At 63.6% G+C, this 12,844-nt stretch carries 14 protein-coding genes; 10 read left to right on the forward strand and 4 right to left on the reverse strand.

Features of this window, described 5'->3' with window-relative positions:
* The 4 genes from B7X49_RS14420 to B7X49_RS14435 form a co-directional block, all read right to left on the reverse strand.
* Nucleotides 1-852, reverse strand: an 852-nt coding sequence (locus B7X49_RS14420; protein ID WP_286704963.1) for an outer membrane protein, incomplete at its 3' end; no start/stop codon positions are given.
* Between the two features lie 150 nt (nt 853-1,002).
* Nucleotides 1,003-1,659, reverse strand: a complete 657-nt coding sequence (locus B7X49_RS14425) for a DUF2155 domain-containing protein (protein ID WP_051657122.1) — start codon at nt 1,657-1,659, stop codon at nt 1,003-1,005.
* Nucleotides 1,656-2,207, reverse strand: a complete 552-nt coding sequence (gene mlaD, locus B7X49_RS14430) for an outer membrane lipid asymmetry maintenance protein MlaD (RefSeq protein ID WP_035227800.1) — start codon at nt 2,205-2,207, stop codon at nt 1,656-1,658. The genes B7X49_RS14425 and mlaD overlap by 4 nt, the downstream gene beginning before the upstream one ends.
* A 73-nt stretch (nt 2,208-2,280) precedes the next feature.
* On the reverse strand, nt 2,281-2,757 hold the full coding sequence (locus tag B7X49_RS14435; protein WP_324503389.1) for an NADH:ubiquinone oxidoreductase subunit NDUFA12: 477 nt from the start codon (nt 2,755-2,757) through the stop codon (nt 2,281-2,283).
* A gap of 160 nt (nt 2,758-2,917) precedes the next feature.
* Between B7X49_RS14435 and B7X49_RS14440 the strand changes: the two genes are divergently transcribed.
* The 10 genes from B7X49_RS14440 to B7X49_RS14485 all read left to right on the forward strand — a co-directional run bounded on the left by B7X49_RS14440 (nt 2,918) and on the right by B7X49_RS14485 (nt 12,800).
* Nucleotides 2,918-4,039, forward strand: a complete 1,122-nt coding sequence (locus tag B7X49_RS14440; protein ID WP_286839911.1) for a hypothetical protein — start codon at nt 2,918-2,920, stop codon at nt 4,037-4,039.
* On the forward strand, nt 3,985-4,407 hold the full coding sequence (locus B7X49_RS14445; RefSeq protein WP_286839914.1) for a hypothetical protein: 423 nt from the start codon (nt 3,985-3,987) through the stop codon (nt 4,405-4,407). Before B7X49_RS14440 ends, B7X49_RS14445 begins: the two co-directional genes overlap by 55 nt.
* 2 nt (nt 4,408-4,409) lie before the next feature.
* Nucleotides 4,410-4,871 (forward strand): RidA family protein, encoded by a 462-nt coding sequence (locus B7X49_RS14450; RefSeq protein ID WP_029310552.1) that lies wholly within the window; start codon nt 4,410-4,412, stop codon nt 4,869-4,871.
* Between the two features lie 86 nt (nt 4,872-4,957).
* Nucleotides 4,958-6,235 carry a phosphopyruvate hydratase gene (eno, locus tag B7X49_RS14455; protein ID WP_286704965.1) on the forward strand — a complete coding sequence of 426 codons (1,278 nt, stop codon included), beginning with the start codon at nt 4,958-4,960 and terminating at the stop codon, nt 6,233-6,235.
* Nucleotides 6,236-6,354: 119 nt separating this feature from the next.
* Nucleotides 6,355-7,227 carry an ABC transporter ATP-binding protein gene (locus tag B7X49_RS14460; RefSeq protein ID WP_286704966.1) on the forward strand — a complete coding sequence of 291 codons (873 nt, stop codon included), beginning with the start codon at nt 6,355-6,357 and terminating at the stop codon, nt 7,225-7,227.
* On the forward strand, nt 7,224-8,651 hold the full coding sequence (locus B7X49_RS14465) for a hypothetical protein (RefSeq protein ID WP_286704967.1): 1,428 nt from the start codon (nt 7,224-7,226) through the stop codon (nt 8,649-8,651). Before B7X49_RS14460 ends, B7X49_RS14465 begins: the two co-directional genes overlap by 4 nt.
* Before the next feature lie 61 nt (nt 8,652-8,712).
* Nucleotides 8,713-10,794, forward strand: a complete 2,082-nt coding sequence (locus B7X49_RS14470) for a hypothetical protein (protein ID WP_286704968.1) — start codon at nt 8,713-8,715, stop codon at nt 10,792-10,794.
* A 123-nt stretch (nt 10,795-10,917) separates the two neighbouring features.
* Nucleotides 10,918-11,769, forward strand: a complete 852-nt coding sequence (locus B7X49_RS14475) for a class I SAM-dependent methyltransferase (protein WP_286839919.1) — start codon at nt 10,918-10,920, stop codon at nt 11,767-11,769.
* Nucleotides 11,770-11,826: 57 nt separating this feature from the next.
* Nucleotides 11,827-12,327, forward strand: coding sequence for a hypothetical protein (locus B7X49_RS14480; RefSeq protein WP_286703908.1), 501 nt, complete (start codon nt 11,827-11,829; stop codon nt 12,325-12,327).
* 5 nt (nt 12,328-12,332) lie between these two features.
* Complete coding sequence (locus B7X49_RS14485) at nt 12,333-12,800, forward strand: glycosyltransferase (RefSeq protein ID WP_286703907.1); 468 nt, start codon at nt 12,333-12,335, stop codon at nt 12,798-12,800.
* The last annotated feature ends 44 nt before the right edge of the window (nt 12,801-12,844 follow it).

Consider the following 12,844-nt stretch of genomic DNA (forward strand, 5'->3'; position numbering starts at 1 on the left):
CTGAGCGGCCTCGGCCACGATTTGTGTCGCACGCGGCGTCAGGTCGGCCTTGTTCCAGTTGAAGAACACCAGATAGGTCCGTGCCGGGGCCGGGGCCGGGGCTGCAACCGGGGTCGGCGCAGGAGCGGGCGGCGGCGGCGGTGCCGGCGGGAACAGCTCGTAACGGGCACCGAGCAGGATTTCGTGATTGCCCGAGTGACCAACGCCGATGAAGGTGTTCGGCACACCGGTGTCGTTATACTTACGCTGATGCGTCAGCTCAGTGTACTGATACTGCGCTGTCAGAGCAAGGCCGGGAACCTGCGGGATGTTGTACGCAACGCCCGCGCCGACATCGAATGCGAAGCTGCCATAGGTGCCGCTGTAGCTGTCACCATAGGGGGCCGGCACGCCGATGTGCTGGAACTTCTGCCACTCGTAGCCGACACCGCCGCCGACGAAGGGTACGAAATTCGTGCCGGTCGGAATGTCATAATAGCCATTCAGCAAGACGCCGTAGGTGTTGACGCCGCCATGCACGCGGTTGTTGCCGTTGAAATTGTCATCGGCTTTGACGGCGCTGTTGCGGAAGAAATTGCCATCGAGCTCGACGCGAAACCCGTTGCCGAGGCCATAACCCACACCGATCTGGCCGGCGTAGTCGGGGCGGAACACGAAATGACCGGTCTGGCCGCCGTTCGGCTGAGCGTACGTATACTTCTGGGTCTGCATCAGGTTGGTGCCAAGACCAAGGTCCACGTAGGGACCCGTAACCGGCGCCGGGCCGCCTGCCATCTGGGCATGCGCCATCGGCGCAGCCGCGACGATTGCTGCACCGCAGGTTGCGGCAAACAGTATTGAGCGATAATTCATAAAGCCTCCATTCGTTAACATCGTTCGGCAGGAATTTGGAACGTCCAGCGTAGGTTACAATAATCTGATCTACTTCTGATACGCTCTTGTCAATTAAGATCTTGTCACGTCAGCGGTATTTACAATTTGATGCATTCAAGACACCGTCGATCAACCACCGCCGCACCCGATCAACCGGAATGTCACTGCCGCATCACCGACCACCGTGGCACCCGGTTCGGAGCGGATCAGCCATCCGCGAAACAGAGGGGTATCCCCGGTTGACGATGCATTTCCGTCCACAGGTTTCGACGTGACGGTCAGAAACGTTGCAGCATCAGACGTCATGTCCTTCGGCCGGACAACACAGGCGCCCACCTCGATCGACAACCTGCCCTCAGACGTGCTCGAGCCTACCGGCACATTAATCCGGTGAACTGCGCCATCTTCCTTGTCGAGCACGTCGAGCAACGCCGCAGCGCGCTGATCCCAGATCGGTTTTATTTGTGCGGGCGCGCCGCCGGACCCGTTTGGCGAACCGCCCGCCGTGACCGGTAACTGACCCGGTACGGCCGCATCCGGCGGGGGCGCGGTCAGTGTACCAACCGGCAAATTCGGCGCGGGCAGATCGGGGGCGGGTAGTGATTGCGCCTGAGATGGTGCCGGTGATGGCGGCACCGGCGCCGGCAATGGTGCATTCGGCGTTGCGATGATTGAAGGTGACAACGGCACCGGCGCCAGGCTGGCCGGCTGGTTATTCTGCGCCCCTGCCCACGGCATCGCTGCCAGCAGCACCGCCCCCATCCCCAGCGCGGCCTTGTGGATCACGGTGCTTTGGCACCCGGGGTCAACCCGGGCAGGCTCGTCTTCGTGCCAGCCGCAGGCGGGCTCGCGTCTGGCTGGCCAGACTTGCCCTTGGCGGCGGTGCTGGCGAAATTCGCCGCACTGAAGACGAATTTACCAAGTAGGGACTCGATGTTGATCGCCGATTGCGTCACCACAATCGCGCCATCCGGCTTCAGCATCGTATCAGACCCGCCAGGCGCGATCGATAGATAGTCCCCCCCAAGCAACGAAGCGCTTTCGATCGCGGCGCTGCTGTCCTTCGGGATTTTGACGCCGGGATCGATGTCGAAATCGACGATCGCGGCGTAGGTCGCCTTGTTGAGCGTCGTTGCGGCGACCTTGCCGACCGTCACACCCGCAATCTTTACCGGCGAACCGACCTTCAAGGGGCCGATACTGCCGAACTGGGCGTGCAGCATATAGCCATCGCTGGGCTGAGTATGTGTGCGGGAGAAAGCGAAAACCAGGAAGGCGACCACCGCGACAAGAACGGCCAGACCGGCGATTATTTCGGAAAAACGGCTCTGCATCTGCTACTTTCTGTCTAGCGTGCTAACGATGGGGTCTACGGACGAAATCACGGGGAACCCTATGTCTGCTGGTTCAGGCGTCCGGTGTCCATGGTTCATAGTCGGCTGAGACATGGGGGCGTGCCCCGCCGGCATAATCGTGCCCTTTCGGGCGGTACGCGAATGCCGTACCCGTCATGTTCGGCTCATGGGGCCGTTGCCAAGGGCGGCGATTGGCGTCGGACAGCGGCGCATCGGTCGTGAAATGCAGCCAGGCATGCCACTCGGGCGGCACCAGCGAGGCATCGCGCGCGCGACCGGCGTAGAGCACCCAGCGACGGGCGCGGCCATCCGGCCGGGTCGGCCGGCGTTCCTCGAAATACCGGTTGCCGAGCGCGTCCTGGCCGACGGCCCCGCCGTGGCGCAACGTGTTGAGGATGAGGCCGGGGTTGTTGATCAGCGCCCGCCAGCCGCCCAGCGATGCCAAGCTGGGAGCCCCGGGTCGCGACGCCCGGTTTTTGCCATCGTGCCGCGCGTCTTCGCCCGCCACAGTGTCGTCGGTTGCGTTCATGCTCGTCTCTATAAAGGAACTGGTCAGATCGGTCCATCCGTGCCGCACTGCACCAGACAGCACGGTTATCCACAACATTTTGTGGCGGCCGTCATCGATATCCACAACATGACGCGGAATCGCGCTGGAAACGGCGCTGCGAACGGACTAGAGTTGTAGTATGATCAAAGATCACGCCGGTTCGTACCGCTCCCACCCGCCGCTGCCCTGGCGCGGCATTCGCATGCGGCGCCTGGAAATCGGCACCGATCCGGATGCGACGCCGGAAGCGGCGGTCATCCCGGTTGCTTGGCCTGAACAAGCCGCTGCCGGCCTGGTCGCTCTGCGCGCATCGCCCCGCCTGGTCGAGGCACCGGCCGCGGCATCCGCCTGGATCGAGCCGATCGCGGCACGCGCCGCCGCCGCCGGGATCGAGGATGATTTGGCCCACGTGCTGCATCACCTGCTGATCGGCCGGCGTGGCGCGCCCTCCCCCGGCATCTGGCGCGGCGTGCCGGAAGCGATCCCCGGCTTCGTCCTCAACGTGTCGCAGTTTCTCGACGACGCGCAGCAGTTCGACACCGAAGGGTTCGGCGAGGCGGTCCGCACCGCGGTCATCGCACTCAGCCTCAGCAACCCATCGGCTCAGCGCCTCGCGCTCGGGATGGCCGATCTGGCCATGCTGCTGGCCCGGCTCGACCTCGATTACGCCAGCGATGCCGCACGATCGCTGGCGGCGAGCCTCGCCGCCCTGCTCGCGGCGCAGGCCGATATCGCCTCCGCTGGTCTGCTCGCGCGCGGCATGGCGCCAGGTTGCGCGATCACGACCGCGCCGCTGCCCCGCACCTGCCCGATCGAGGCGGTCCGCGCCGCCGCGCTGCGCGCGCAGGCTCAAGCCCAAGCCCTGGGTCTGCGCCAGCACCTCAGCCTGACCGGGTTGTTGCCGCCGGGGCCGGTGGAGGCGTTGCTCGGCGTCGAGACCATCGGCATCGCGGCACCGCTCTCGGCGCTGAACGGCGAGGGTAGGCTGGCCACCTGGTCACGCGCCCGCCTGGCCGCATCGGGCCGCACCGCCGAGGATGCGCTGGCGGCAACCATCGCCGGCGCCGATCCGTTCGGCATCGCACGATTCTGCCGCCGTTGCAGACCAGCCTGCCGGTTCGCACCCCGGCGCGTGGCACCGCGCGCGACAAACTGCCCGCCCGGCGCGGTGGCTATACCCAGAAAGTCACCATCGCCGGCCACAAGGTGTTTCTGCGCACCGGCGAGTATCCGGATGGCCGGCTGGGCGAGATATTCCTGACCTTGCCCCGCGAATCCGCCGCATTTCGCGGGCTGGCCGAGGCGTTTGCCATCGCCGTCAGCCTTGGTTTGCAGCACGGCGTGCCGCTCGATGACTTCGTCGATGAATTCGCGTTCACCCGGTTCGGCAGCGCCGGTGCGGTGGAAGGCGATGCCGAAATTACCCAGGCAAGCTCGCTGATCGACTACGCATTCCGCCATCTGGCCGCCAACTACCTCGACCGGCACGATCTCGCGACCGCCACCAACGACGACGCGACGGCCGCGTCCAGCGAGGCCCCGGCCACACCGTTGCTGCCGCTCGATCTGCCGGCGGCCGAGGGCAGCCGGCCCCGGCGCCAGCGCCCCACCCTGAAACTGGTGAGTTGAGAATGAGTGCCACAGAGCGCCTTGCCGCACTCGGGATCGTGCTTCCGACGCCTGCCAAAGCCGTTGCCAATTATGTACCGGTCGTGATCGCGGGTGGGTTCGCTATTGTCAGCGGCCAGTTGCCCTATGAAAACGGTCAGGTCGCGGTGACCGGCAAACTGGGTCAGGAAGTCGATATCGCCGAGGGCGTCCGCGCGGCCCGGCTCTGCATGATCAACGTGCTCGCCCAACTGCAAGCGAGCCTGCCCGAAGGCCTGGCCTCGGTCGCGCAAGTGGTGCGGCTGGGCGGCTTCATCGCGGCGACGCCATTTTTCACCGACGCCGCCAAGGTGATGAACGGTGCCTCCGACCTCGCAGTCGCGGTGTTCGGCGATGCCGGACGGCACGCCCGCTCGACCATCGGCGTTGCTTCCTTGCCGCTCGATGGTGCGGTCGAGGTCGAGGGAATGTTCTTGCTCCGGTAATTGCGCGCCCTCACCGCTTGTCGTATTTCCCGCACGTCTTGCGCCGGGTGCCGTATCAGCCCGGGCATCAACCAGTGGGAGCCACCATGAGCGCCATCGCCGATATCGTCGCCCGCGAAATTCTGGACAGCCGGGGGAACCCCACGGTCGAAGTCGACGTGATGCTCGATTCGGGTGCCATGGGCCGCGCCGCGGTGCCATCCGGCGCCTCGACCGGCGCGCATGAAGCGGTCGAACTGCGCGATGGCGATAAATCCCGCTACGGCGGCAAGGGCGTCACCAAGGCGGTCGCCGCGGTCGAGCGCGAGATTTTCGATGCGATCGGCGGCATGGATGCGTCCGAGCAGGTCATGATCGACGAGTTGATGATCGAGTTGGACGGCACGCCGAACAAATCCCGCCTGGGTGCCAATGCGATTCTCGGCGTGTCGCTCGCGGTCGCCAAAGCCGCGGCGGATGATCTGGGCGTGCCGCTCTACCGGTATATCGGCGGCAGCTTCGCGCGCACCCTGCCGGTGCCGATGATGAACATCATCAACGGCGGCCAACACGCCGATAACCCGATCGACATTCAGGAGTTCATGATCCAGCCGATTGGTGCCGCGAGCGTGGCCGATGCGGTGCGGATGGGTGCCGAAGTGTTTCACACCTTGAAGAAAATCCTGCACGATGCCGGGCACAACACCAATGTCGGCGATGAGGGCGGCTTCGCCCCCGGCCTGAAATCGGCCGAAGAGGCGCTCGGCTTCATCAGCAAGGCGGTCGAACAGGCCGGCTACAAGCCTGGCGAAGACATCGCTTTCGCGCTCGACTGCGCGGCGACCGAATTTTTCAAAGATGGCAAATACCGCCTGGAAGGCGAGGGCAAAGTGCTCGATGCCGCCGGCATGACCGATTACATCGCGGCTCTCGCCAAAAAATTCCCGATCATCTCAGTCGAGGATCCGCTGGCCGAGGATGATTGGGAAGGCTGGGCGCATTTCACCAGCGTGCTCGGCGGCACCATGCAGGTGGTCGGCGATGATCTGTTCGTCACCAACCCAGCCCGGCTGCGCCGCGGCATCGAGGCGCGATCGGCCAACGCGATCCTGGTGAAGGTCAACCAGATCGGCACGCTGTCCGAAACGCTGGAAGCCATCGAACTCGCGCATCGTGCCGGCATGGCGACCATCATCAGCCACCGTTCGGGCGAGACCGAGGATGCGACGATCGCGGATATCGCGGTTGCGGTGAACGCCGGGCAGATCAAGACCGGCAGCCTCGCCCGCAGCGACCGCACCGCGAAATACAACCAGCTGATGCGGATCGAAGTGGAGCTGGGCACCGCCGGCCGCTTCGCCGGCCACACGATCCTGCGCCGCTGAGCGAAGCCATAATCATCAATTCACGAAAATTTTTTGCTTCTTTTTTATAAAAAAGACGCCTTTTCTTTGACTTACGCGACCTCGATCCCATAGCCTGCGTCAAACGCAGGAGAGGCATAATGTCTGAAGGATACGCCGGACCGTTCATCGCGGCCGAGGCGCTGGGCAAGCAATTCGGCACGCGGATTGCCTTGGCCGACGTGACGTTCACCGTCGGCCCTGGTGAAATCGTCGGCCTGCTCGGCCCGAACGGTGCAGGCAAGACCACGTTGATCGGCTGCCTGCTGGGGTTTCTGCTGCCCTCCGCCGGCTCGATCAGGTTGTTTGGCGAAACGGCAGCCGAATTGTCGCCAGCGCTGCGCGGCCGCACCGGCTTCGTGCCGCAGACCATGAGCGGGTTCGGCTGGTTCCGGGTCGGCGAGCTGATTACTTATCTCGGCAAATTCTATGCGCAGGAACCGGGCGCGCCGCCGGCCTGGCTGCTGGACTGGGCCGGGCTTGACCCGAAGGCGCGGGTCAAATCCCTCTCCGGCGGCCAGAAACAGCGCCTCGCGATCGTGCTGGCGATGCGCCATGCGCCGGATCTGCTGATCCTGGATGAGCCGGTCGCGAGCCTCGACCCGCAGGCGCGCCGTGATTTCATGGCGCTGCTGACCAGGTTCTGCGCGCAGGAGGGGCGGAGCGTGCTGATTTCCTCGCATATTCTCTCCGACCTCGAAAAAATCGCGACCCGCGCGATTTTCATGCGGCACGGCAGCATCATCCACGATACACCGATGGCGCGGTTCCGCAGCTCCGCGCGCTGGGTGGCCGCGCCGCGCGACGCGTTGCCGCAACACGTCTCGTGCCTTGCCGAAGATCGTGACACGGGCGCCTTGCTGGTCGATGGCTGGGACGAGGCGAGCGCCGCCGCGCTGGCCGCAACGCTCGGGGCAGCACCCGACGTGCGCATCCCCGATCTGGAAACGGCATTTCTGGAAATGACGCGATGAAGCCGCGCCTCGCCGCGGCCGCGCTGCGAAACTACGCCTCGCAGGTGTTCGTGCGCGAGAACCCGATGCTGGCCTCCGCCGCCATGATGCTCGTTTTGGACGCGATAAACACGCCGAAGGCTGCGGCGATGGTGGCGACGGGCGGCATTCAGGCGCTGTTCCTGCATCGCTCGATGTTCCTGTTTTTCTGGTGGTATGCCGCGTGCTTCGTGCCGGCCTGTTTTACGATGCATTATTGGCGGCAGGTGCGGTCCAACCTTGCAACCGCCATCCCCGACCTGAAATCGGCCGAACTCAGCGCCGCTGCCATCACCTTGGTGATCCTGACCGCCCTGTTCGCGATCCCTCTGATAGGGTTCGGCGCCCCCATTGCCGGCGCCCTCGCGCTGGCTGCGCTGGCCACGGCGACCGGTGCCGCGTTCAGCAGCGGGGGGGCGACCGGACAGGCCAAGGGGGTCACACGGCTTCGTGGACTCCTGTTTCTACCCGTCATGTTCGTCGGATCACAGCCGCATTATCTCGCATACGTCGTCTTTGCGCCGGCACCGATCGCGTTGTTGATCACCGGTCTTTCGGTTTCACTCGTCGTCTCGGGCCTGCGCTATGTCCCCGCGCGGGCGGCGAGCCAGGACGAAGCGCAAGCGGATCGCGCCGATCGTGCCGCCGCCGCGCCGCGAACCGGCGCTCTGCGCACGATCCTGCGGCCGATCGGCCGGATCATGACCTGGAAACCCGGCTTCATGCCTGCGCAACCGCTGCCTGCCATGCTCGGCATCGCGCTGGGCCCGATCGGCCTGCTGATCGTCACCTGTATGCAGATCGGCGTTCTACTTCTTTACATGCCGGCCTTCGCCTGGATCACCGGCCATGATTTCATCGCCGCGCTGATCGAGCAGGCGCCACAATCGATCGGGTTCGGGGTGGCGCTCGGTTTGTTCGGCAGCGGCCAATGGCTGATCAGCCGTGGTGACTGGCCCGCGCTTTATATGGCGGGGCGCTATGGCGGCCGCAGCGGTTTCGCCGCCGCCATGGTGCGGGCGTTTCGCACCAATATGATCGAAATCAGCCTGATCAACGCGCTCGTGGTCGTCGCCATTGCATTGTCGCTCGGCATCGTTACGCCGATCCAGGCGATACCGGTGGCGCTCTGCACCTTCGGTGCAATGTTCGGTGCCAGCCACGCGCCGGCATTGCCGCTGCTCTGGCGCGAACTTGGCGGCAAGGGCGTCACGCTCATGTTCGCCATGGTGGGCGCGTTTGCGGTAATGGCGCTGCTGGGGTTCGGCGTGCTCGACCACGGCCCGGCGCTCTGGGCGGTCGGCTGCGCGGCGGCATTGTTCGGCCTCGGCATCGTCATGTCGCTGCTCGCACCGGGCCGCCTCGCCGCGATGGACTGGCCGATCGAAACCGGCCCGGCCGGCTAGACGCTCTGGCGCCGCACCGCCAGTTCGGGCACGATAGCGCGGGGACATACACGGAGGTTGCATGAAACGGCATCGGCGGATCAGGGCAGGCATCGCCAGCATATGCCTCGCTTGCAGCGCGGCGCTGGCGCTCAACGGCACCGCTCTCGCCGGGGACCTGATCCGGGCACCCGCCGTGCCGCAACCCACCGCACCGGGCGACCTGGTGGGTGTGGTGTTGGAAAACACCCTGACCCACGCGATTACGCCGCGCTATATCACCTTCGGCACCGTGTTCGCGCGCGGGCAGTTGCCCAAGGGCGAAGCGATCACCGCAATGGTCGGCGGCAAGAGCGAACCCGCGCAGATCGATGTCAAGAACCGCTATCCGGATGGTTCGGTGTTGTTCGGCGTGGTGACGCTGCGCGCGCCGGCGATGGCCAGCGGCGCCGATGCGCCGGTCATGCTGCGCAAGGCCGCGCCGACCCCGGGCACCGTCGCGATCATGCCCGCGCTGGAAAAGCACGACATCACCATCACCCTCGCGCTGAACGACCCCGGCATGCCGACGCGCTACGTTACCGTATACGCCGCCAAGCTGCTCGCCCAAGCCCAGGCCGCCGGGCAGACCTCGCCCTGGCTCGCCGGCCCGCTGGTTTCGGAAACCCGGGTCTCACGGCACATCCAAGGCTCGCTGCGGCTGGTGCTGGATATCCGCGCATACGCGACCGGCAGCGTGGCGGCGGATGTGCAACTGAACAACGACATCGCGATGAGCCCGAAAGGGGGTACCGAAACCTACGGCATCATCATCGCCCAGAACGGCAAGCCGGTGTTCGCAGTGCCGCACATTCACCAATTCCAGTACCAGGACTGGCACACCATCATCCGCTCCGGCGGCCGCGCCCCGATCAACGTGGTGCACGATGTCGCGGCGATGGAGCGGATCGGCATTGTGCCTGCGTATGAGTTGAAAGTGGGGATGCCGCGTGCGGACCTGATCGCCAAATTGAAAGCCATCACCGCCCCCGGCTGGGATGCGCCCTTGGCGGTAGACGGTGTCACGCAGTACATGCCCATGACCGGTGGCCGTGGCAGTATCGGTCCCACCACCGCCGCCAATGCGGTCTGGCTGATCACTCAGAATCCGGTCTCCGCCGAATACGCCCTCGGTCAGGCCGACGCCGCCGGTGCGGTTCCCTGGCATTTCTTCTATGAAAAGACCGACAATTTCGTGACCACCGCAGATTTTCCCAAACTATGGGTCGATGGCCGCGGCGGTCCGGCGTCCTACACCACCGGCCTCACTCAACAGGTGGATGGCAAGACCGGCTGGACGACCGACGTCGCCCACGAGCCCGACCTGTCCTATATTGCCTACCTTCTGACCGGCCGCCGCGACTATCTCGACCAGCAGAACGCCGAGGCTGATTATTCTGAAGTTGGTCAGTGGCCCTCGCCGCAAGCCCGCAACAATGGCGAAGGCATCATCGTCGGCCCCGGCGAACAGGTCCGCGGCGCCGCCTGGAGCCTGCGCGAAGTCGCCGACGCCGCCTATATCGATCCGGATGGCTCACCGATGCGCCAATATTTTCAGCACATGGTGTCCAACAACATGGACTATCTCAAACAGAACATCCCGGTCTGGACAAGGCAGCAGGGCGAACCCTACGGCTACATCGTTGGCACCTACGGCAGCGGCACCGCAGCGATCGCACCCTGGCAGCAGGATTATTTCGCCAGCACCATGGCCACCATGGTGCGCCAGGGCGTTCCCGGCGCGCGCAGCACCATGCTATGGGAAATCCACTTCCTCGCCGGCAGCGTGCTAACCACCACCCCCGGCTACAACCCGCGCGACGGCATCACCTACAACATGTTCGTCGCCAACCCGAAAACCAACCAACGCGCCACCACCTGGGCCGAAATCGAGCAAGACACAAAGGCCGGTGGCCAGGCCAACGGCACAGGCTGGGCGCATAGTGACGGCGATTACGGCATGACCCGCATGGCCGCACTGGCCGGCGCCTACAACGCCACCAACGCAGCCCCCGCCCTGCAAGGCTACGAGTGGGTTCGCCACAGCGGCGCGCCCTACACCAACGTCACCGGCATCCAGACGACCCCACAATTCTGGATCGTGCCCGAAACCAGCAAGCAGTGATGAGCGCTGTGGGCTAACAGCAACACTCGTTATGCACTTGCCAAATCGCATCACACTAATGTAACAGATTGCTTACTAATTATTTATAACTGTCTGTCTCATTATCTGGGCGAACATCAAATTATGCTTGATTCTCAATTATCGGCGACTTTCGAAATCTCAAATGAGGTCAGCGCCGAGATCAAAACTGTTCCACATTTCCGTGACAGCCATTACAGAAACTGGAACCTGTCTAACCTGCTCCGATCCTATAGTTATGGTTACGTCAAACCTCTAGTGAAGCGCCGTCCGTTCAACCGGACAACCCTGATTTCCGATGTTGGTACCGGTTATGGTTGGCTCGCGTTCGCGCTGGCCTTGGAAACGCCAGCAACGATTATCGCAGTGGATTTTGATGAAAAACGCGTCGATGCCGCTAAAGCGATCGGCACTATTCTCGGCCTCAATGATCGGATCGACTGGCGGGTGGGCTCGCTGGGTCGCCTGCCGCTCGGTAATGCGGAAACCGCGATGGCGTGTTGCCTGGAAGTCATCGAGCACGTCGACACCAAGCCCGCGACAGTTCACGACTTATCCCGCACCACCAGTGATATTCTTCTGATCAGCACACCCAACGGCGCACTACCAGTGGTCTTTCACGACACATCGTTACCGGGTTGCCACTTCCTGTCGCCCAGGATGCGGGATTTTTATGCAAAAGCATTGGGTCGCATTCATTTACAGGATAACAATCAGTTCTGGCGACCACGACAATTGGCGCAAGCGCTGCCCGATTTTAATCGAGTATCAAAATTCCTTCAATTTTCCGATTTCGCTGAATGGCATGAGTTGCACACTCAAATGTTGCAAAATCCCATTGGTCATTACGAGCGACCGTACCAACTGCAATCCTCGTATTACCGCTCCGTGGCAAAACTCTCGTCGTGGTCTTATTACTGCCTGCCGAACCTCGCTTCAATCTGGCGGCGGCGTTAGGCGCACACCAAGCAAGATCGATCGCCTCCCCCCACGTGAACGTGCCATACTCTCCTGATGACCGAGCCAATGAAACCCACCGCCCTGATCATCCTGTCCGGCGGCGGTTTCACCTTCGAGACCAAATGCCTGCTCCGGCAGATCGAAGCGGATTTCCGCTTCGTCTATCTCGCGACCAGGTTCGGCGGCGAACCCGGCGAACCTGGCATTCCGGCCGGCAAGCGCTACGAAGTGCCCTCGTTCGCCTCGATGACCCAGCGCTCGTATCGGCGCAGCCTCGATGCGTTCGTCCGTACCTTCACTACGACCACGCGTGTCATCCGCGCCGAAGCGATCGATATGGTGATCACCATCGGCTGCAGCCATGCGGTGCCGATGCTGCTCGCCGGGCGCCTGCTGCGCCGCAAGACCGTCTATATCGAAAGCATCACCCGGGTCGACAAACTCTCCAACACTGGCCGGATCGTCTATCATCTGCGCCTTGCGACCCGCTTTATGGTGCAATGGCCAAGTCTGCAGCGATCCAATCCAGGCAGCGAATTGGGCAGCATCCTATGATCTTCGTGACAATCGGAACCACCATGCCGTTCGACGAACTCCTCACCGAGATCGACCGCCTCGCCGATAACGGGACCATCAACGAAGATCTCATCTGCCAGACCGGCCAATCGCGCTACCGCATGCGCCACGGCGAGCAATTCATCGGCCGCCCCACCATCGCCGATCTGATCGAACAGGCAAGCCTCGTGATCTCCCACGGTGGCGCCACCGTGATACAATTATTGATCGCCCAGAAACAATTCATCGCATTCCCCAATCCCCGCGGCGCCGGCGATCACCAGACCAGTTTCCTGCGCGAAATCGCCCTCGTCTCGGACATCTCCTGGGGTGCCAATGTCACCGATCTCGCACGTCTGATCGATGAGCGCCGGCGCCAGGGACCCGCGATGATCCGCGCGGATTTCCCCCGCGCGGGCGATCTGATCCGCGACATGATCGGCAATCGGCGCGCCTCGAGCATGACCGTTTGAAGTCGATCATGCCCTGGCATTTATTTTGCGAGCAAGTTCATCGC

Origin of the sequence: Acidiphilium sp. 34-64-41 (genome assembly GCF_002282635.1) — a bacterium.
GTDB classification, from domain to species: Bacteria; Pseudomonadota; Alphaproteobacteria; order Acetobacterales; family Acetobacteraceae; genus Acidiphilium; species Acidiphilium rubrum.

Coding starts and splice junctions, on each gene's coding strand:
- mlaD (WP_035227800.1), bottom strand. CDS start 2,207: ATGCAGAGCCGTTTTTCCGAAATAATCGCCGGTCTGGCCGTTCTTGTC.
- B7X49_RS14435 (WP_324503389.1), bottom strand. CDS start 2,757: ATGAACGCAACCGACGACACTGTGGCGGGCGAAGACGCGCGGCACGAT.
- B7X49_RS14440 (WP_286839911.1), top strand. CDS start 2,918: ATGATCAAAGATCACGCCGGTTCGTACCGCTCCCACCCGCCGCTGCCC.
- B7X49_RS14450 (WP_029310552.1), top strand. CDS start 4,410: ATGAGTGCCACAGAGCGCCTTGCCGCACTCGGGATCGTGCTTCCGACG.
- eno (WP_286704965.1), top strand. CDS start 4,958: ATGAGCGCCATCGCCGATATCGTCGCCCGCGAAATTCTGGACAGCCGG.
- B7X49_RS14460 (WP_286704966.1), top strand. CDS start 6,355: ATGTCTGAAGGATACGCCGGACCGTTCATCGCGGCCGAGGCGCTGGGC.
- B7X49_RS14465 (WP_286704967.1), top strand. CDS start 7,224: ATGAAGCCGCGCCTCGCCGCGGCCGCGCTGCGAAACTACGCCTCGCAG.
- B7X49_RS14470 (WP_286704968.1), top strand. CDS start 8,713: ATGAAACGGCATCGGCGGATCAGGGCAGGCATCGCCAGCATATGCCTC.
- B7X49_RS14475 (WP_286839919.1), top strand. CDS start 10,918: ATGCTTGATTCTCAATTATCGGCGACTTTCGAAATCTCAAATGAGGTC.
- B7X49_RS14480 (WP_286703908.1), top strand. CDS start 11,827: ATGACCGAGCCAATGAAACCCACCGCCCTGATCATCCTGTCCGGCGGC.